Genomic DNA, 18,614 nt, shown 5'->3' with positions numbered 1-18,614 from the left:
TATTATTAATTTTTATAAAATTCTCGGCAACTACACATAACAAATGTGGGAGGGAGCAAGCCCCCTCCCACACGGATTCAGGCAGCGTTGCGGATCTTGTGCAGGGAATCGGCTACCCATTGACCAAACGCATCCACCGGCCCTTGCAGGTTGCCAAGAAAGTGCGGATAGATCAGCCATAAATCCATCACCGGCTTGAAGTCCTTCAACGGCATCACCGCCAGTTGCTCGCGATGGGCACTGCGCGCAAGCAACGGGCGCGGCACCAGGCCAAGGCCCAGCCCATCCGCCACCAGCCCCAATTGCAACTCGGTGCCGAAGGTTTCCAGGTTCACCCGCAAGGCCAGGCCCTGGTCCGACAGGGTACGTTGCAGACCGGCACGGAAGCCGCAGCCGTCCGGGTTGAGGATCCAACCGTGCTGGTACACGTCGGCCAGCTTGCACGGCTTTTTCGGCAGTTGCGCCGTGGCGCACACCACCACCAGGTCCATCTTGCCGATGGACTCACCAACGATGTTGTCCGGAAAAATCTTGCCCGCCGGGAATAACGCCACCGCCGCATCCAGCTCGCCGCGCTCGATCTTGCCGACCAACTGGCTGCCCCAGCCGGTAGCCACCTGGGCGCGCAGGTCGGTGTACTCGCTGCGCAGGTGCTTGAGCGCATCGAGCAGCACCACGTCGCCGATGGTCTGCGGCACCCCCAGGCGCAGCACGCCGCTGGGCGGTGCGTCGGTGGCAACCAGCTCGCGCAGCGCGTCCATCTCGCGCAGGATCGAGCGGCACTGCTCATACACCCGGGTGCCGATCAGCGTAGGCTTGAGCGGTTTGGTGTTGCGGTCGAACAGCTCAACCCCCAGCGCCTGCTCGAAGTTCTGCACACGGCGGGTGATGGCCGGCTGGGTCAACTGCAACGACTCGGCGGCATGGCTGATGGACTGGCAACGAATCACTTCGACAAAGGCATCGATATCGTCAATTTTCATTTGGGCCGCACATAGAGAACAGTCATTAAGATGTGCGCCAAGCATAGTTGGCGTCACCCGGTCTGGATAGCCCGTGCTGTGATCAATAACGTCTAACGCTATACAGGACAATTCTAAATTACTTACAGCTATAAGCTAATCATTAAAAAATAGCATATTAACCACAAACATTATGCTTAGATAAGCCCATCAACTACCGCGAATGGAATGTTCATGAGCCAGGCCCGACACCCCGAGAGATTACGCGCCTTTATCGGCGCCTTGGCTGAGCTGATCGACGGCAACCCGCGCGAGGGCGACCTGCTGCACCGTGGCGGCAAGCTGCTGGCGCAACTGGTCAGCCATGATGACTGGCTCCCCGACGCATTCGCCCAACCCGACCCCGAGCGCTATCAGCAATTTCTGCTGCATGCCGACTCGCGCCAGCGTTTCAGTATCGTCAGCTTTGTGTGGGGGCCGGGTCAACGCACGCCGATTCATGATCATCGGGTGTGGGGGCTGATCGGCATGTTGCGCGGCGCAGAATTTTCCCAGGGTTTTGCGCGGGCGCCCGATGGCGCGCTGGTCGCCGAGGGCACGCCGGTGCAACTGCTGCCGGGCCAAGTCGAAGCGGTGTCGCCCAAGATCGGTGATATCCATCAGGTGAGCAATGCCTACGACGACCAGGTGTCCATCAGCATTCATGTGTACGGCGCCAACATCGGCGCGGTGCGTCGAGCGGTGTATCAACCCGACGGCAGCGAGAAGCTGTTTATCTCCGGTTATTCCAACGCCTACCTCCCGAATATCTGGGACCTGTCCAAAGAAAAGAGCCCTGCCCTATGAGCACCGTATCGACCCGCAACTACGCCCGGATTCGCCAGGCCCTGTTGGACCATGAGGAAGTCGCCCTGGTAGACGTGCGCGAGGAAGCGCCGTATGCCGAAGGCCACCCGCTGTTTGCCGTGAACATTGCCCTGTCCAGGCTGGAACTCGAGGTGTATGCGCGCATTCCACGTCGCGATACGCAGGTCACGCTGTACGACAACGGTGAAGGTCTGGCCGAGCGCGCCGCCGAACGCCTGGTTGCGCTGGGTTACACCCAGGTCAGCCTGCTGGAAGGTGGGCTTGAGGGCTGGCGCCAGGCCGGTGGCGAGCTGTTTATCGACGTCAACGTACCGAGCAAGGCCTTTGGCGAACTGGTGGAAAGCCAGCGCCACACGCCGTCCCTGGCGGCCGAGGAAGTCCAGGCGCTGCTCGACAGCCAGGCCGATGTGGTGGTGCTCGACGCCCGGCGTTTCGATGAATACCAGACCATGAGCATCCCCACCGGCATCAGCGTGCCGGGCGCCGAACTGGTGCTGCGCGCCCGTGAACTGGCCCCGGACCCGGCTACGCGCATTATCGTCAACTGCGCCGGGCGTACCCGCAGCATTATCGGCACCCAGTCATTGATCAATGCCGGCGTAGCCAACCCGGTGTCGGCGCTGCGCAACGGCACCATCGGCTGGACCCTGGCCGGGCAGACACTCGCCCATGGTCAAGCAAGGCGCTTTGCGCCCACCAGCGAGGAACATCGCCAGATCGCCGCTCAAGCTGCCCGCGGCGTGGCCGACAAGGCCCGCGTCGGCCGTGCCACCCTCGATGATCTGCAACGCTGGCAGCAGGACGCGACACGCACCACCTACCTGTTCGACGTGCGCACCCCGGAAGAATTCGAGGCCGGCCACCTGCCCGGCGCCCGCTCCACACCGGGGGGGCAACTGGTGCAGGAAACCGACCATGTCGCCAGCGTGCGTGGCGCGCGCCTGGTGCTGGTGGACGATGACGGCGTGCGTGCAAATATGTCGGCGTCCTGGCTCGCCCAGCTGGGTTGGGACGTCTATGTGCTCGACGAGGTGCACGCCGCGCATTTCAGCGAACACGGCGCCTGGGTCGCGCCGGTGCCCGCGCCACCCCAGGCCGAATTGATCAGCGCGCACACCCTCGCCGACTGGCTCGAACATGACGACACGGTGGTGCTGGACTTCACCGCCAGCGCCAATTACGTGAAGCGCCATATCCCCGGTGCCTGGTGGACGTTGCGTGCGCAACTGCCCCAGGCGCTGGCAAAAGTGCCCCGCGCGCAGCGCTACGTATTGACCTGCGGCAGCAGCCAGTTGGCGCGCCTGGCGGTGCCCGAAGTCGAAGCCCTGACCGGCAGGCAAGTGTTCTTGCTGGAGGGCGGCACCGCCACCTGGATCGCCGCGCAACTGCCGCTCGAAGAAGGCGAAACGCACCTGGCGTCACCGCGTATCGACCGCTACCGCCGCCCCTATGAAGGCACCGATAACCCACGGGAAGCCATGCAGGCCTACCTGGATTGGGAATTCGGCCTGGTCGAGCAACTGGCCCGCGACGGCACCCACGGTTTCTACGTGATCTGATCCACCGCAGCACCGTTCCCGGATATCCGACCCCTTCTCCAGGCGGAGGTACCTTCCTTTACCCAACGCCTGGAGTCTGTCCCATGCTGTTCAATACGCCCCTCTCACGCCTGCTGCTGGGCGGCGCCCTGGCACTCGGCCTGCTTGCCAATGCCCACGCCGCCGACCTGCAACCCTTGCGCGTGGCCAACCAGAAGTCGACGATCAAGGCGCTGCTGGAAGCCTCCGGCGAAACTAAAAACGTGCCGTACGAGATCAAGTGGTCGGAATTCCCCTCGGCCTCGCCCCTGGGCGAAGCGTTGAATGCCGGCGCGGTGGATGTCGGCGCCCTGGGCGATGCGCCCTATGTGTTCGCCCTCGGCGCCGGTGCGTCGCTCAAAGTGATCAGCATCATCCACGCCGAAGGGCGTAACACCACCGCGTTGCTGGTGCCCCAGGATTCGCCGATCAAGACCGCAGCCGACCTCAAGGGCAAGAAAATCGTCACCGGGCGCGGCTCCATCGGCCATTACCTGGCGATCAAGGCCCTGGCCAGCGCCGGCCTGACGTCAAAGGATGTGCAGTTCATTTTCCTGCTGCCCGCCGAATCCCGCTTGGTGCTGGATAACGGCACCGCCGATGCCTGGGCGACCTGGGACCCGTACACCACCGTAGTCACCTCACAAAGCAACGCCCGTGTGCTGGTCAGCGGCAGGAACCTGCTGAGCAACCACCTGTACTTCGCCGCCACCGCCCAGGCCATTGCCGACAAGCGCGTGCAACTGGATGACTTTGTCGCCCGCGTCGACCGGGCCTACGCCTGGGCCAACAACCACCCCGACGAATACGCCGCCGCCCAGGCCAAAATCACCGGCCTGCCGTTGGCGGTGCACATTGAAGTGGCCAAGGACACCCACCTGTCCCCGGTGCAGATTGACGACGCGGTGATCAGCGGCCTGCAAGCTACCGCCGACACCTACCAGAAGGAAGGCCTGTTGAGCCGGCGCATCGACGTGTCCCAAGGCTTCGACAAAAGCTTCAACACCCAGCGTGCCCCCAATTCCCAAGCATCGCGCTAAGGAGCAGAACATGAGCAAGCCACGTCAATTGAAACTCGGTGCCATGGTTCACGGCGTCGGCCACGGTTGGGGCGAATGGCGCCACCCGCAGGCGCAACCCAACGCCAGCACGAATTTCGGCTTTTACAAACAGCAGACCGAACTGGCCGAAACCGCCCGGTTCGACTTCGTGTTCATCGCCGACAGCCTGCATATCCACGCCAAGTCCAGCCCGCACTACCTCAACCGGTTTGAACCGCTGACCATCCTTTCGGCCCTGGCCGCGCTGACCACGCACATCGGCCTGGTCGCCACCGTGACCGTCAGCTACACCGAGCCCTACCAGGTGGCGCGCCAGTTTGCCTCGCTGGACCATATCAGCGGTGGCCGCGCCGGTTGGAACGTGGTCACTTCGTGGCTGAGCGGCACCGCCGATAACTTCGGCAAAGCCGAACACCCGCCTCACGCCGTGCGCTACCGCATCGCCAAGGAACACCTGAATGTGGTCAAGGGCCTGTGGGACTCCTGGGAAGACGACGCCTTTGCCTATAACAAGCACAGCGGCGAATTCTTCACCCCGCACAAGCTGCATGCGCTTAACCACCAGGGCGAATTTTTCTCGGTCAAGGGCCCGCTGAATATTGCGCGTTCGCGCCAGGGCCAGCCGGTGATTTTCCAGGCCGGTACCTCGGAAGACGGGCGCAACTTCGCCGCGCAGAATGCCGATGCGATCTTTGTGCATGTGGAGACTGTCGACGAGGGCAAAGCCTATACCGCCGACCTCAAACGCCGGGCCAAGGGCTTTGGGCGTGACCCGGACAGCCTGTCGATCCTGCCGGGTATCCGCCCGATTGTCGGGCGCGATGCTGCCGAAGTGGAAAGCCGGTACCAGCAGGCGGTGGAACTGGTCACCGTCGAAGATGCAATCGTCGCCCTCGGCCGCCCGTTCAACGACCATGACTTCAGCCAATACCCGCTCGACGCACCGTTCCCGGACCTCGGCGACCTGGGCGCCAACAGCCAGAAAGGCGGCTCCGAGCGCATCAAGCAATTGGCCCGGGACGAAGGCCTGACCCTGCGCGAAGTGGCGCTGCGGTTCTCGCGGCCCAAGCGCGACTTCGTCGGCACACCGGAGCAGGTCGCCGATGCGATCCAGCGCTGGTTCGAAGAGGGAGCCAGCGATGGCTTCATCATCAACTCGGTACTGCCCGATGGCTTGCAGTACTTCACTGAGCTGGTAGTGCCGGTGCTGCAGCAGCGTGGGTTGTTTCGTACCGAGTACAGCGGCCAGACGTTGCGCGACAACCTCGGCCTGGACGTACCGGCCAACCGCTACAGCGTGGTTGAAGCCCCCGAAAAAGCCCTGGCCTGATCACTATCCCTTGTGGGAGGGGGCTTGCTCCCGATAGCGGTGGTTCAGCCAATGAATGTGCCGCCTGATACACCGCCATCGGGGGCAAGCCCCCTCCCACATTTTTGACCGAGTACATGCTCATGACTCAATCATCTTTACGCGCTGTGGAGGCCGTCGATTTCGACACTCTGCTCGAGCGCCTCAGCGCCGAACTGGCCAGTACCGCTCACCTGTACGATGAAAGCGGCGCCTTCCCCCACGATAATTTCAAGCGGCTGCATGAGCACGGTCTGATCGCCCTCACCGTGCCCAGCGCCCTCGGCGGCGGCGGTGCCAGCCTGCCCCTGGCGCGCAAGGCCATCAGTGCGATTGCCAAGGGCGAGCCCTCCACCGCGCTGATCCTGGTGATGCAATACCTGCAGCACAGCCGCTTGCAGGACAGCAAGACCTGGCCCCGGCACCTGCGTGTGCGCGTCGGCGAAGACGCGGTGCGCCATGGCGCGCTGATCAATGCCCTGCGCGTCGAGCCCGACCTGGGCACGCCGGCCCGTGGCGGCTTGCCGGCGACCACCGCCGTACGCAGCGCCGACGGCTGGCGCATCAGCGGGCGCAAAATCTACTCCACCGGCAGCCATGGCCTGAGCTGGTTCAGCGTGTGGGCGCGCAGCGACGATGCCGACCCGCTGGTAGGCGCCTGGCTGGTGCCCAAGGACAGCCCCGGCGTGAGCATCATCGATACCTGGGATCACCTGGGCATGCGCGCCACCTGCAGCCATGAAGTGGTGCTCGACAACGTGCTGGTGCCGCTGGACCACGCCGTCAGCGTCAGCCCGCGCAGCGCGCCGCAGCCGGAGCTGGATGGCGAGGGCTTGCTGTGGATGTCGGTGCTGCTGTCATCGGTGTACGACGCCGTGGCCCAGGCCGCGCGGGACTGGCTGGTGAACTGGCTCGAAGAACGCCAACCGTCGAACCTCGGCGCGGCGCTGTCCACCTTGCCGCGTTTCCAGGAGACCGTCGGCCATATCGACACCCTGCTGTTTGCCAACCGCAGCCTGCTCGATGCCGCCGCCGACGGCCATACGCCGGCCGCCAACGCGGCGCAATTGAAGTACTTGGTGACTGGCAACGCTATCCGCGCGGTCGAGTTGGCCATCGAAGCCTCGGGCAACCCCGGCCTGTCACGGCACAGCCCACTGCAACGGCACTACCGCGATGTGCTGTGCAGTCGCGTCCACACCCCGCAGAACGACGCCGTGCTGCAAGGCGTCGGTAAAGCGGTGTTCGCCCAACGCCAGAAGGAACGCACATGAGTCAGCTGATTATTGCCAGCCAGTTGGACGAGGACTACAACGACGTAATCCGCGCACGTCTGGCCACGCGGCACCCCCACGCCCAGGTGATCGGCGTGCCCGCCGGCGTGCCGAGCGACCTGCCGCCCCAGGCGAATATCCTGCTGCTGCGCCCTATCAATGTGCGCGGCTACACCGCACCGGATACGCCACCACCGGGCTGGCCCTACGGCGCGCAATGGGTGCACCTGGTGTCATCGGGCATCGACTTCTACCCGCATTGGCTGTTCAACGGCCCTCCCGTCACCACCTCACGGGGCAGCGCCGCCGACAACCTCGCCGAGTTCGCCCTGGCGGCGATCTTTGCCGCGTCCAAGCATTTGCCGGACATTTGGGTGAAAGACGCGCACTGGCAATTCACCGCCCTGCGCCCACTCAAGGGCACCACCCTGGGCATCCTCGGCTTCGGCGCGATTGGTCAAAGCCTGGCGCAAAAAGCCCTGGCCCTGGGCATCAATGTCGTCGCGTTGCGGCAGAGCCTGGCACCGTTTGGCGTGGGTGTAGAAGCCGCCAAGGACATCCACGACCTGTTCGCCCGTGCCGACCACCTGGTGGTGGCAGCACCGCTGACCGAGGCCACGCGGCACATCATCAACCGTGACGTGCTGGGCAGCGCCAAACCGGGGCTGCACCTGATCAATATCGCGCGCGGTGGGTTGCTGGATCAGGAAGCATTGCTGGCCGCGCTGGATAACGGCCAGATCGGCCTGGCGTCACTGGACGTGACCGAGCCGGAGCCGTTGCCGGAGGGGCATCCGTTGTACAGCCATCCACGGGTGCGGTTGTCGCCGCATACGTCGGCGATTTCGACCAATAGCCGCAATGAGATTGCCGATACGTTTCTGGCCAATCTGGAGCGCTACGTGGACGGCCTTGAGTTAGCCAACGTAGCGAACGCCTGATGCAAAACCAACTGTGGGAGGGGGCTTGCTCCCGATAGCGGTGGGTCAGTCAAAAGATGCAGTGGCTGACACTCAGCAATCGGGAGCAAGCCCCCTCCCACATTGGTTCGGTGTTCGCCATTATTTGATGCGGTAGTGGAAGGTGTTGCGCACCGCCGGCACTGCGACTGGCTTGCCGTCGACGACCCTGGGCTGATAGCGAAAGGTATTCGCCGCCGCCAGCGAAGGCCGGATAAACAACGGATGACAGCCGTCCAGCACCTTGGGATTTTCCACGCGGCCCTGGGTATTGACGGTGTATTCCACCGAACAGTCGCCTTCAATATTTTTGTCCAGTGCGCGCTCCGGGTAGTCCGGCGCTTCCTTGCTCAAGGGCTGATATTGGCGGCTGTCGAACGCCGGGGTGGTTACCGGTACAGCAACTTGGGCTTTCTCGGAAGCCACCCGTTGCTGTTCCAGACGTTGCTGCTCCAGCTCCCGATTGCGCTGCTCGGTGGCCAGGCGCTGCTGTTGCTGCTCGATTTTCTGCGCTTCGACCCGTTTGCGCGCCAGAGCGGCCTTCTCGATTTTCTGCGCCTGGATCTGCGGGTCAACCGTCGGTTTGGCCGGTACCGGTACCGGGACCGCAACCGGCTCAGGCAATGCGGGCGCTACAGGCTCAGGCTCAGGCGCCGGCATCATCACCAGTTGCGTGTGCATCACCCGTGGCGCGTCCACCACCGGTTTCTCCGGCGACCAGCCCAGCATCAATGCCGCCACTACCGCCACATGCAACGCCACGGCGAGGCCTGCCGCGAGGCTGATGCGCCACATCCCGTCGCTGTGTGGCGCCCGCGCCTGTGTCAGGCTGTGCATGATCATCGCCGTCATTGCGGGGCCTCGGTCACCAGCCCCAGGTTGCTGACACCGCCCTTCTGCAACACCGCCATGGCCGCCACCACGCGGCCGTACCCCGCGTTGTCGTCCGCGCGGATATACACCTGGGTGTCGCTGCGCGCCGCCACCACCTGCATGACCTTGGCGCCCATTTCCTCCAGGCTCACGGCGCTGTCGGTCTGGTTGCGGGTGTCGAGCTCGCCGCCCAGGTTCCAGTAGTAACCGCCGTCCGCCTGCACCGACAGCGTGAGGATCTGCTGGCGGGTGTCGGTGGCCAGCGCCTCGGCGGCGACCTTGGGCAACTCGATCTTCACACCCTGGGTCAGCATCGGCGCGGTGACCATGAAGATCACCAGCAGCACCAGCATCACGTCGATGTAAGGCACCACGTTCATCTCGGCCTTGGGCCCGTGCTTGCGTTGCGGCCTGGTCAACATCGGTTCGCTCCTTGTTCAGGCGGCCACGGCCAGGTTGATCGGGGTACCGCGCAGGGCGCGGTGCAGGCGCACTTGCAGTTCGTTGCCGAAGGCGTAGTAACGCGTGAGCAGGCTCTGGCTGCGCGCGGCAAAGCGGTTGTAGGCGATCACGGCCGGGATCGCCGCGAACAGGCCGATGGCCGTGGCAATCAAGGCTTCGGCGATGCCCGGCGCCACCGTCGACAGCGTGGCCTGTTGCACCTGGGACAAGCCGAGGAAGGAGTTCATGATGCCCCACACCGTGCCGAACAGGCCGATGTAGGGGCTGACCGAGCCCACAGTCGCGAGAAATTGCAGGCCCTTTTCCAGCTCCAGCTCCTGCTCGGTGATCGCCACCTGCAAGGCGCGCTCCACGCCTTCGAGCACTGCGGGATCGTGGTGCTGCAGGTGCTGGTATTCCTGCAGGCCGGCGATAAAAATCGGCGCCACACCGCCTTCGCCCGCCTGCACGGCGTCGCGATACAGCGGTTGCAGGTCCGATGCGGCGCGAAAGCGCACCACGAAGGCGTGCAACTGCCGCTCCAGGCGCCGCAGCACACTGCCGCGCCGGATGATCAGGTACCAACTGATCAAGGATGCCAACAGCAAGGTGATCATCACCGCCTTGACCAACAGGCTGGCGTCGCTGATCAAGCTCCAGATCGTCATATGTTCCATTGTCGCGTGCATGGTGAAGCTCCTATTCGATTAAAAATGCATGACTGGGTGATGACAGCTCAGGGTAATTTCAATGCGCGAGTCACCTCGGCCCAGGGCACGAACTTGAAATTCTGGGCTTGCTCGGGCATGCGCTTGCGCCCGTCCTGCACCACCAACATGCCTTGGCTCCACGGCCCACCCAGGTTGACGGCGGTGGCCTCGAGGCCGTCGGTTTCCGAGGCGCCATCGATGCCGGCGGCGGCGTTCAAACCGACGCGAAACGCCCCTCGCACGGCGAACGGCGGTTCGGCGTCGAGCACCAGGTAGCTGTCATTGCCCTGGCTCGAGACCACCAGGTAATCCCGTGCAGGGCTCTGATACAGCGCCAGGCCCTCTACGTCCGCATGCAGCTGCGCGCCCACCTTGATCACACTGGTCAGCGTCGCGGGCTGGTCGGCGCGCGCATCCACCGCCCACACGCCGACGTCTTCTTCCCCGAGAAACAAGCGCTGGCGTTGATCATCGGCCACGCAGCCTTCCGGCTGGCTGTCGACCTTGAACTGGCGCACCAACTCGCCCTGCACACGCCCGGCCGGCGCACTCAGGCGGTATTGCAGGAAGGTGCCGTCCTTGCCATTGGCGATCGCATAGAGCTCGCCGCTGGCGGGCTGGAACAGGCAGATGCCGTAGATTTCCTTGAGCGGCGTCGGCACTTCGCCGGCTGCCTGCAGCTCGCCGCTCTGCCGGTCGATGCTGAACAGGCTCAGGCTGTTGTGATCGCGATTGCTGGCGACAGCGAGGTCGACGGTCTGTGCGCCAAGCTTGAAGTTGGGGCGCACGTCGACGTTGTTCAGCCGGCCCACGGCCAGTTCCTGCAACAGCTTGCCGTTGAGGTCGTAGGCCAGCAGGCCCTGTTTTTTGTTGGTGCCCAGCACACGGCTTTTCGCGGGGGTGTGCGGGTGAATCCAGATGGCCGGATCATCCGCCGCATCGCCCTGGCGGCTCACCGGTTCGGTCTGGCGCACTGCGGCGACGTGGGGCAGCATCGGGGCAGCCGGCACCGGTGTGGCCTGCCAGTCGAGGCGGCCCTGATACAGCTGGCCGCTGTCATCATCGCGTACCAGCAACTGCCGGCCGTGGATCGCCAGTTGCTCCGGCTCCTTGAGGCCCGGCAAGCGCAGGCTCGGCTGCTCGACCCAACGTTCGCCGGTTTGCTGGAACAGTTGCAATTGCGCGGTTTTCGGGTCCAGGGCCACCATTCCACCCGGCACCAGCGCCATGGCGCCGGCTTCGCGCCCGGGGTTATCGAATAGCGCCACGGGCGTGCGTTTCACCGCGGCTTCCGGGTGCGCCGGGTAGGCCCACCAACCGATATTGGCCTCGTTCACTACCAGGCGCGCGGCCGCATCGTCCACCTGGCAGAACTGCGCCGATGGCGGCAGCGGCAGCCCGCGTACACGCTGCGCCTGGGCCAGCAGCGTCGCGCCGTTGCCCACCAACCATTGCTCGCCCTTGCCCTCCTCGCCCACCAGGAACACAAACAGGTTGGCCGCCGAATCGCGGTACAGGCACAGGCCGTTCACCGGGTAATCGCGGGTCGGCAGGTACAAAGGTTTGCCCCAGGTTTTGCCGGCGCTGTCCAGGCTGATCAGCAAGGCCTGTTGGCGATCGTTGTCGAGGCTGGCAACCAGCGTTTGAGCGCCGACGGTGCGTGTGTCGAGGCTGCTGAAATTACCCTTGAACCGGGCCAGTTCGGCGCCTTTATCGTCAAGCAGCAACAGGCCGTCGCGGGTGCTGGCGGCGAGGCGTTCAGTGGCGTTGGGCAGGAAGGCGACAGCTTCAGCATTCAGGCTGGGTGCCCAGGGAGCCAGGGCCAGGTCAACGGCGAACACCTGGCCTGACAACGCCATCAACAGCAACAGCTTGCAAATTCTCATGGACAAACAAATCCTTTAAATACGATGGAGATCCAATGTGGGAGGGGGCTTGCTCCCGATGGCGGTGGTTCAGTCAATGCATGTGCTGCCAGACACACCGCTATCGGGAGCAAGCCCCCTCCCACATTGGGAATGGATTGAATTCAAAAATGAGTGAAGGTCAGGCCCAGCTTGTAAGTAGGCCCGTACTCTTCGTACTGGCCGTTGTAGCTGCGGTGGCCGGTGTAGACGAAGTACGACTCATCCGTGAGGTTCTGCGCCTCGAAGCTGACTTGCAGGTTTTTGCTCAGCGAATAGCGCGCGCTGAAATCGACGAAGGTCTGCGCATCCACATGCAGGTCGTGGGCCTTGTCGTTGATCGACGCCAGTTCGTACAGGTAGGCCGACTTGTAGTTGGCCGAAACGCGCAGGCTGAGCCTGTCGTCTTCCCAGCCCAGCATCAGGTTGCCGACGGTGTCCGACTGGTTGGGCAGGCTGATGTTGCGCTTGCGGTTACCGCCGCTGGCGCTGTCGAAGCCCTCGATATCCGCGCTGGAGCGGCTGAAGGTGCTGTTGGCGCCGATCAGCAGGCCGTTCCACGGCGCGGGCAGCCAGTCGAATTTTTGCGAGTAGGCCAGTTCCAGGCCATACAGCTTGGCGCTGTCGCCGTTGGCGAAGGTGTGGGCCTCGGCAAAGTTGGCCCAGGCACCAGTGCCGGCGACGTCGGTGTTGTAGACGAAATTCTGGATGTCCTTGTAGAACACGAACGCCGACACGGTACCGGCGCGGCCCATGAAGTGTTCGATGCCCAGGTCCAGGTTGCTCGACTCCAAGGGCTTGAGGTCCGGGTTGCCGAAGGTGGCCTCGTCATCGTCGATCACGAAACCGGGAGCCAGCTGGCCAAAGGTCGGGCGCACCACGGATTTGGTCCAGGCGGCGCGCACCTGGGTGTTCTTGTCGATCTGGTAGCGCGCATGCAGGCCCGGCAGCCAGTGGTGATAGCGGCGTTTGGTCTCGGTGGCGCTGAACTGGCCGTCCGTGGCGCCGGTGCCTTTTGCGTCGAACTCGGTGCCCTCGTAGCGCATCCCGGCGATGAAGCGCCAGTCGTCGATATCGATGGTGTTCATCAGGTAGCCGGCGTTGATGTCTTCGTGGATGGTGAAGTCGTTGACCCGGGATTCGGTGGGGTCGTAGAAGTCATCGCGGTTTAGGCCGCCGATCAGTTGGCGGATGTTACCCGCGCTGATGCCCGGCCCGAAGCGGCCGAGACGGTAGTCGACATTGCCCTTCTGGAATTGGCTGAGGTTGAGCTGTTCGTCAGTCAAGCCCTGTTCATCCAGGTCCTTGTAGACCCAGGCCTCCAGGTCGTTGTCCTTGTGGCGCCGGCTGACCTTGCCGCCGAACTTGAACTGGGAGGCGTAGCCACTCAGGTCATAGTCGCGGGCCAGGTCCAGGCGCAGGTTTTTCTCGGTGTCCTGGGTGTGCTGTTTTTCCCAGTCGACCTTGTCGAGGGTGAAATTGCCGGGGTCATAGAAGCCGCTGCCGATGATCGGGCGTGGCTTGGCCGTGTCGTAGAAGCCGCTGTCGGCAAAGTCACCGCCGTCGAAGGTGGCCCCGGCGATATGCGCCGGGCTGTCTTCACTGGAGCGGCTGTAGCCGGCCTGGCCGCTCAAGGTCCAGAGGCCAAGCATGCGTTCGCCGCCGAACACGTAGGACTGGATTTGCTGGGTTTCCTCGCGGTTCTTCAGCTTGCGCTTGCCCTCGGCCTCGCCCAGTTCGCCGGGCGCCTGGGGGGCTGCGAATTCGAAGCTGGCGGCGTTGCGGGTTTCGGTGTCCTTGTAGCGACTGTAGAGGGTGCGCAGGTAGTAGCTGCTCAGGTCATCAGGCTTGTAGTCGAAGTTCAGCCCACCACCGGCGCGTTCGCGGCGGATGTCGTAGTCGCGCTGTTCGAACTCGTTGAGCCTGGCGCCGTTGCTGAAATCCCAGGCGCCGCCGGTCTCGACGTTGTCCGAGCCGAAATCACGCTGCTGCCAACTGAGGGCCGCGGCCACGCCGAAGTTGTCGACACCGTCGCCGAGGCTGAAGCGGTTGCTGGCGGCGCCGGAGAATTTCGGGCTGGTCTGGGCGGTGTTCTTGTCATAGCTGGCCTCGGTGCTGCCGGTATAGAACAGGCCCTTGTGGTCGAACGCCGACAGACTCTTCACGTCGACGGTACCGCCGAGGGAGTTGGCGTCCATGTCCGGCGTGAGGGTCTTGATCACCGACAGCGACTGCACCAGTTCCGAGGGCAGTACGTCGAGGGCCACCGCGCGGCGCTCGCTCTCGGGCGACGGCACCAGGGTGCCGTTGATGGTCACGCTGTTGAGGTCCGGGCCCAGGCCGCGCACGCTGACAAACCGGCCTTCGCCCTGGTCGCGCTCCACACTGATCCCCGGCAGGCGCTGCACCGCTTCGGCGACGTTCTCGTCCGGCAACTGCGCCACACCGTCGGCATGCACCACGCTCTTGATGCTGTCGGAGCTGCGCTGTTCCTTGAGGGCGCTGCCGATGGCGGCGGCCTGGCCGACCACCTCGACATGCTCGGTCTCGGCAGCATTGAGCCGCTCGCAGGCGATCGCCAGGGCCAAGGCGGTAAGCGTAAAGCTGACGAGCCCGGTGCGCTTGTACATGAAACCCTCCCCAAGAATCCGTTGGCGCCAGGCAAGGGGCCCGGCAACTGGAAGGGCAAGCTAGGGGCGCGGGATGACGGTTCTGTGACAGAACTCGGTGTGAAGGCCCGTAAACCGGGGGTTAGCAAAGGTTTTCGGCCTGAAATGAGCTGATATGACCTCAGCAGTTCCCCTGTGGGAGGGGGCTTGCTCCCGATAGCGGTGGGTCAGCGACAAATAGGCTGGCTGATATACCGCTATCGGGAGCAAGCCCCCTCCCACATTTTGATTTTCATCGCCCTTTGACGTGAGCTGATCCGACCCTCCCCACCGTCATCCAACCGTCACATGCATCTGCTGTGCTGGCGCTCACGACTGGACCATCCAAGGACCCGCACCCATGTTCTGCGTGCTCAAACCCCATCGCTGGAAGCTCGCCCTGCTGCTGATCGCTGCCAACCTCGGGCTGATCCTGCACCTGGCCTGCGGCGAGCTCAAAAGCCTCAGTGAGTGGGTGTGGCTGGATATCGTCGGTGAAGGCGGTTCGGCGCTGCTCGCGTTGATATGGCTGGGCCTGGTGCTGAAAAGCCGCCCCGCCGGGCGGGTCACCAACTACTTGGCACTGGGCCTGTCGTGTATCTTTTTTTCCTGGTGGATCGACAGCCTCGACGAGTTCATTCGCCTGCCCGACAGCATCACCTGGGACCACTGGCTGGAGTCGGGGCCGATGCCGGTGGGCATGATCCTGCTGACGATCGGCATCTACCACTGGCACCGCGAACAACTGGCGATCAGCGCACAGATGGAAAAGCGTGAGCGCCTGTTCCGCGAGCATCGGCTGTTCGACAAACTCACGCCCCTGGCCGGTGCCAACTACCTCAAGCGCCAGCTCGAAAGCAGCCTGCACGACAGCCGCGACCAGCAGCAACCGCTGTCGCTGCTGGCCCTGGACCTGGACCACTTTGCCGCCATCAACCAGGCCTACGGGCATGCCGAGGGCGATGCGGTACTGCAGGCGGTCAGCCATGTGCTGTTGCTCAACCTGCGCCGCCAGGACCTGCTGTGCCGCCTGGCCGGCGACCGCTTTGTGGTGCTGCTGGCCAATACCGGCGAGCGCCAGGCCCAGGGGTTGGCGCTGGAGTTGCAGCAAGCGGTGCAGAGCCTGGCGCACAAAACCCGGCTGCAGGGCGAACGCCTGCAACTGGCGGCGACCACGGCGGTGGTAATGGCCCTGGACGAGCCGCCCCACGATCTGCTCAGGCGCCTCAACCTGGCCCTGGCGCGGGCCAAGCAACCCCTTGCGAAAAGCGCCTGAGATGGCCGTCAAAGCCAGCTGGTATGAAAGCGACAGCCGCTTCATTCCCGGCCATTACCAGCCCGCCACGTTGATCGACCTGGCCTTGTCCCGGGACATCGACAGCCATCGCCTGCTGCGCGGCACCGGGCTGTTCCACGAAGACATCCTGGCCGGCAACGCCCGCTTGAGCCCCCGGCAGTTCCTCGACGTGATCGGTAACAGCCGCAAGTTGCTGGACGCCGATGACAGCAGTTTCCTGTTTGGCCAACGCTTGCTGCCCGGCCACTATGGCGCGGCCAGCCATGCCCTCGGGCATGCGCAGAATCTGCACCAGGCGCTGGAGATCCTGATCCAGCAACAGGTGCTGCTCAGCCCGCTGGTCACGTTGAACCTGGAGCTGGATGAGCACCATGCCTACCTTTACTGGCGGGACAGTTGCGGCGCCGGCGAGCACTGGCGCTTTGTGCTGGAGGCGAGCATGACCTCGCTGGTGGCCATGAGCCAATGGCTCAGCGGCCAGCGCCTGCCGTGGGTGTGCGCTTTCAGCCACGCCGAGCCGCGCTATGTGGAGCAATACTGGGTGCACCTGGGCGAACACACGCGCTTCGAACGTCCATTGGACATGATGTGCCTGCCGCGCGAGTACCTGACCCGCGCCTGGCCCGGTGCCTCGGCCACGGCAGGCCAGGTGGCGCGCCAGCACGCCCGCGAGCAGATCGACCAGTTGGGCTTTGCCGCCAGCTTCCTCGACTGCCTCCATGACTACCTGCGCGAGCACGTACGCCAGCCGCCGAGCCTGGAACAGGCCGCACTGGCCTTCGCCGTGAGTCCGGCGACCCTCAAGCGCAAGCTGCACAAGCACGACACCGGCTTTCAGCAACAGGTGGACCGGGTACGCAAGCACATGGCGTTGCACCTGTATCAGGTCAAAGGCTTGAGCAACGATGAAGTCGCCGCGTACCTGAACTTCAACGATGCGGCGAACTTTCGGCGCGCGTTCAAGCGCTGGACCGGCAGCACGCCCAGCCTGATCCGCCAGTTGTTCAGCAGCCGCTAGCCAGGCGTTCGCGCAGGAACTCGACCAACGCCTGCACCGGCCGCGAACTCTGCCGATGCTGGGGGTACACCGCCGACAAGGTCAGGGCTTCGGGGGCGAACGCGTCCAGTACGCTGACCAGGCGGCCGTCCTTCAACGCGTCGCCGACGATAAAGGTCGGCAGGTAGGTCACGCCCAGGCCGGCAATCGCGGTGTCACGCAGCAGATCGCCGTTATTGACGCGCATGCGTCCGCTCACGTTCAGCGCTTGCAGCTTGCCCTTGAAGCGCCATTGCACGTGGCGGCCGTGGCCGTAGGGCAGGCAATCGTGGGCGGCGAGGTCATCGGGCTTTTGCGGGGTGCCGCGCAGGGCCAGGTAGTCGGGGCTGGCGCAGTAGACCCGTGGGATGCTGGCGATGCGACGGGCGATCAAGGTGGAATCTTCCAGGGTGCCGATGCGCAGCACCAGGTCGTAGCCTTCACCGATCAGGTCCACCGGGCGGTCGCTGAGGTCGACTTCCACCGCCACCTCGGGATAGCGCTGCAAGAACAGCGGCAACAGGCAACCCAGATGCGCCATGGCAAACGACAACGGCGCGCTGAGGCGAATGGTGCCGCGCGGTTCGCTGTTCTGACCGGCGATGCCCTGCTCCACTTGCTCCACATCACTGAGCAGGCGCAAGGCGGATTCGTAGTAACTCTGGCCCAGAGGCGTGACATCCAGGCGACGCGTGGAGCGGTTGAGCAGGCGCACGCCGAGACGGTCTTCGAGCTGAATCAGGCGGCGGCTGACAAACTGCTTGGACAGGCCCAGTTGCTCGGCGGCGGCGGTGAAACTGCCGGATTCCATGACCTGGCAAAACAGGCGCATGTCTTCGAAAGGGTTCATTGTCGCTTCTCGGTGGACGATGGGCTGTTTTATAACCGGTTGGTCGCAGCACCACAAATCAAATGTGGGAGGGGGCTTGCTCCCGATAGCGGTCGGTCAGCTACAAATAAGCTGACTGATACACCGCTATCGGGAGCAAGCCCCCTCCCACAGGGATTACCGACAGGTTTGAGGACGAGTTACCTGGCCGTGAACGCCGAGTAGCTGTTCATCAGGTTGCGGTAGTTGGGGATGCGCGGCGACAGCAGGTTGGCCAGGCCTTCCATGTCGTTGCGCCAGTCAACCTGCAGCTCGCAGGCCACGGCGAACCAGTTCACCAATTGCGCACCGGCCGCAGTCATGCGCGCCCAGGCGGCTTGTTGCACGGTTTCGTTGAAGGTGCCGGAGGCGTCGGTGACCACGAACACCTCAAAGCCTTCATCGAGGGCACACAGGGTCGGGAACGCGACGCATACATCGGTTACGACACCGGCAATGATGATCTGCTTGCGGCCGGTCGCCTTGACAGCCTTGACGAACTCTTCGTTGTCCCAGGCGTTGATCTGGCCAGGGCGGGCGATGTACGGCGCGTCCGGGAACAGCGCCTTGAGTTCCGGCACCAGCGGGCCGTTGGGGCCGCTTTCGAAGCTGGTGGTCAGGATGGTCGGCAGGTTGAAGAACTTCGCCACGTCGGCCAGGGCCAGTACGTTGTTCTTGAATTCGTTGGGGGAGAAATCCTGCACCAGCGAAATCAGGCCGGTCTGGTGATCGACCAGCAGTACAACAGCATCATCTTTGTTCAAACGCGAATAAGTCATGCGGGTAACT

Annotated in this window: 16 protein-coding genes; 8 read left to right on the top strand and 8 right to left on the bottom strand. The window is 63.9% G+C overall.

Annotated elements, in window-relative coordinates; all coding sequences use genetic code 11:
- Positions 1–77: 77 nt before the first annotated feature.
- The gene (locus C4J87_RS11095; RefSeq protein WP_124366811.1) at positions 78–983 is read right to left on the bottom strand and encodes a LysR family transcriptional regulator; all 906 of its coding nucleotides are present in this window, start codon (positions 981–983) and stop codon (positions 78–80) included.
- Between the two features lie 213 nt (positions 984–1,196).
- Between C4J87_RS11095 and C4J87_RS11090 the strand changes: the two genes are divergently transcribed.
- The 6 genes from C4J87_RS11090 to C4J87_RS11065 all read left to right on the top strand — a co-directional run bounded on the left by C4J87_RS11090 (position 1,197) and on the right by C4J87_RS11065 (position 8,030).
- Positions 1,197–1,808 (top strand): cysteine dioxygenase, encoded by a 612-nt coding sequence (locus tag C4J87_RS11090; RefSeq protein ID WP_124366810.1) that lies wholly within the window; start codon positions 1,197–1,199, stop codon positions 1,806–1,808.
- Positions 1,805–3,388, top strand: coding sequence for a rhodanese homology domain-containing protein (locus C4J87_RS11085; protein ID WP_124366809.1), 1,584 nt, complete (start codon positions 1,805–1,807; stop codon positions 3,386–3,388). The genes C4J87_RS11090 and C4J87_RS11085 overlap by 4 nt, the downstream gene beginning before the upstream one ends.
- Before the next feature lie 83 nt (positions 3,389–3,471).
- The gene (locus tag C4J87_RS11080) at positions 3,472–4,446 is read left to right on the top strand and encodes an ABC transporter substrate-binding protein (protein ID WP_124366808.1); all 975 of its coding nucleotides are present in this window, start codon (positions 3,472–3,474) and stop codon (positions 4,444–4,446) included.
- A gap of 10 nt (positions 4,447–4,456) precedes the next feature.
- The gene (locus C4J87_RS11075; protein WP_124366807.1) at positions 4,457–5,797 is read left to right on the top strand and encodes an LLM class flavin-dependent oxidoreductase; all 1,341 of its coding nucleotides are present in this window, start codon (positions 4,457–4,459) and stop codon (positions 5,795–5,797) included.
- 122 nt (positions 5,798–5,919) lie between these two features.
- On the top strand, positions 5,920–7,089 hold the full coding sequence (locus C4J87_RS11070; RefSeq protein WP_124366806.1) for an acyl-CoA dehydrogenase family protein: 1,170 nt from the start codon (positions 5,920–5,922) through the stop codon (positions 7,087–7,089).
- Positions 7,086–8,030 (top strand): D-isomer specific 2-hydroxyacid dehydrogenase family protein, encoded by a 945-nt coding sequence (locus C4J87_RS11065; protein WP_124366805.1) that lies wholly within the window; start codon positions 7,086–7,088, stop codon positions 8,028–8,030. Before C4J87_RS11070 ends, C4J87_RS11065 begins: the two co-directional genes overlap by 4 nt.
- A 120-nt stretch (positions 8,031–8,150) precedes the next feature.
- Here C4J87_RS11065 and C4J87_RS11060 read toward each other — a convergent pair whose 3' ends face one another.
- The 5 genes from C4J87_RS11060 to C4J87_RS11040 form a co-directional block, all read right to left on the bottom strand.
- Complete coding sequence (locus C4J87_RS11060) at positions 8,151–8,900, bottom strand: energy transducer TonB (protein ID WP_124366804.1); 750 nt, start codon at positions 8,898–8,900, stop codon at positions 8,151–8,153.
- Positions 8,897–9,343, bottom strand: coding sequence for a protein TolR (gene tolR, locus C4J87_RS11055; protein WP_124362574.1), 447 nt, complete (start codon positions 9,341–9,343; stop codon positions 8,897–8,899). Before tolR ends, C4J87_RS11060 begins: the two co-directional genes overlap by 4 nt.
- Positions 9,344–9,358: 15 nt before the next feature.
- Positions 9,359–10,051, bottom strand: coding sequence for a protein TolQ (gene tolQ / locus C4J87_RS11050; protein ID WP_124366803.1), 693 nt, complete (start codon positions 10,049–10,051; stop codon positions 9,359–9,361).
- Positions 10,052–10,098: 47 nt separating this feature from the next.
- Complete coding sequence (locus C4J87_RS11045) at positions 10,099–11,958, bottom strand: phytase (protein WP_124366802.1); 1,860 nt, start codon at positions 11,956–11,958, stop codon at positions 10,099–10,101.
- A 143-nt stretch (positions 11,959–12,101) separates the two neighbouring features.
- A complete protein-coding gene (locus C4J87_RS11040) occupies positions 12,102–14,606 on the bottom strand; it encodes a TonB-dependent receptor (RefSeq protein ID WP_124366801.1) in 2,505 nt (834 codons plus the stop codon).
- 379 nt (positions 14,607–14,985) lie between these two features.
- Between C4J87_RS11040 and C4J87_RS11035 the strand changes: the two genes are divergently transcribed.
- Both C4J87_RS11035 and C4J87_RS11030 read left to right on the top strand, forming a co-directional pair.
- Complete coding sequence (locus tag C4J87_RS11035; protein WP_124366800.1) at positions 14,986–15,900, top strand: GGDEF domain-containing protein; 915 nt, start codon at positions 14,986–14,988, stop codon at positions 15,898–15,900.
- Between the two features lies 1 nt (position 15,901).
- A complete protein-coding gene (locus C4J87_RS11030) occupies positions 15,902–16,939 on the top strand; it encodes an AraC family transcriptional regulator (protein WP_124366799.1) in 1,038 nt (345 codons plus the stop codon).
- On the opposite strand, the gene C4J87_RS11025 is transcribed toward C4J87_RS11030, so the two are convergent.
- Together C4J87_RS11025 and ycaC are read right to left on the bottom strand one after the other, a co-directional pair.
- Positions 16,926–17,807 carry a LysR family transcriptional regulator gene (locus C4J87_RS11025; protein ID WP_124366798.1) on the bottom strand — a complete coding sequence of 294 codons (882 nt, stop codon included), beginning with the start codon at positions 17,805–17,807 and terminating at the stop codon, positions 16,926–16,928. The two genes, C4J87_RS11030 and C4J87_RS11025, sit on opposite strands and share 14 nt — an antisense overlap.
- 179 nt (positions 17,808–17,986) lie before the next feature.
- Positions 17,987–18,604 carry an isochorismate family cysteine hydrolase YcaC gene (gene ycaC / locus C4J87_RS11020; protein WP_124366797.1) on the bottom strand — a complete coding sequence of 206 codons (618 nt, stop codon included), beginning with the start codon at positions 18,602–18,604 and terminating at the stop codon, positions 17,987–17,989.
- Between the last annotated feature and the right edge of the window lie 10 nt (positions 18,605–18,614).

The organism is Pseudomonas sp. R1-43-08 (assembly GCF_003852255.1).
Taxonomy (GTDB): Bacteria; Pseudomonadota; Gammaproteobacteria; order Pseudomonadales; family Pseudomonadaceae; genus Aquipseudomonas.
The sequence above is the reverse complement of the archived record's forward strand: the minus strand, read 5'-3'. Positions and strand labels throughout refer to the sequence as shown.

What these genes read in the sequence shown, in the direction of transcription:
- C4J87_RS11080 (WP_124366808.1), top strand. Translation starts at nt 3,472, where the DNA reads ATGCTGTTCAATACGCCCCTCTCACGCCTGCTGCTGGGCGGCGCCCTG.
- C4J87_RS11060 (WP_124366804.1), bottom strand. Translation starts at nt 8,900, where the DNA reads ATGACGGCGATGATCATGCACAGCCTGACACAGGCGCGGGCGCCACAC.
- C4J87_RS11075 (WP_124366807.1), top strand. Translation starts at nt 4,457, where the DNA reads ATGAGCAAGCCACGTCAATTGAAACTCGGTGCCATGGTTCACGGCGTC.
- C4J87_RS11090 (WP_124366810.1), top strand. Translation starts at nt 1,197, where the DNA reads ATGAGCCAGGCCCGACACCCCGAGAGATTACGCGCCTTTATCGGCGCC.
- C4J87_RS11085 (WP_124366809.1), top strand. Translation starts at nt 1,805, where the DNA reads ATGAGCACCGTATCGACCCGCAACTACGCCCGGATTCGCCAGGCCCTG.
- C4J87_RS11025 (WP_124366798.1), bottom strand. Translation starts at nt 17,807, where the DNA reads ATGAACCCTTTCGAAGACATGCGCCTGTTTTGCCAGGTCATGGAATCC.
- ycaC (WP_124366797.1), bottom strand. Translation starts at nt 18,604, where the DNA reads ATGACTTATTCGCGTTTGAACAAAGATGATGCTGTTGTACTGCTGGTC.
- C4J87_RS11070 (WP_124366806.1), top strand. Translation starts at nt 5,920, where the DNA reads ATGACTCAATCATCTTTACGCGCTGTGGAGGCCGTCGATTTCGACACT.
- C4J87_RS11095 (WP_124366811.1), bottom strand. Translation starts at nt 983, where the DNA reads ATGAAAATTGACGATATCGATGCCTTTGTCGAAGTGATTCGTTGCCAG.
- C4J87_RS11065 (WP_124366805.1), top strand. Translation starts at nt 7,086, where the DNA reads ATGAGTCAGCTGATTATTGCCAGCCAGTTGGACGAGGACTACAACGAC.
- C4J87_RS11035 (WP_124366800.1), top strand. Translation starts at nt 14,986, where the DNA reads ATGTTCTGCGTGCTCAAACCCCATCGCTGGAAGCTCGCCCTGCTGCTG.
- C4J87_RS11045 (WP_124366802.1), bottom strand. Translation starts at nt 11,958, where the DNA reads ATGAGAATTTGCAAGCTGTTGCTGTTGATGGCGTTGTCAGGCCAGGTG.
- tolQ (WP_124366803.1), bottom strand. Translation starts at nt 10,051, where the DNA reads ATGCACGCGACAATGGAACATATGACGATCTGGAGCTTGATCAGCGAC.
- C4J87_RS11040 (WP_124366801.1), bottom strand. Translation starts at nt 14,606, where the DNA reads ATGTACAAGCGCACCGGGCTCGTCAGCTTTACGCTTACCGCCTTGGCC.
- tolR (WP_124362574.1), bottom strand. Translation starts at nt 9,343, where the DNA reads ATGTTGACCAGGCCGCAACGCAAGCACGGGCCCAAGGCCGAGATGAAC.
- C4J87_RS11030 (WP_124366799.1), top strand. Translation starts at nt 15,902, where the DNA reads ATGGCCGTCAAAGCCAGCTGGTATGAAAGCGACAGCCGCTTCATTCCC.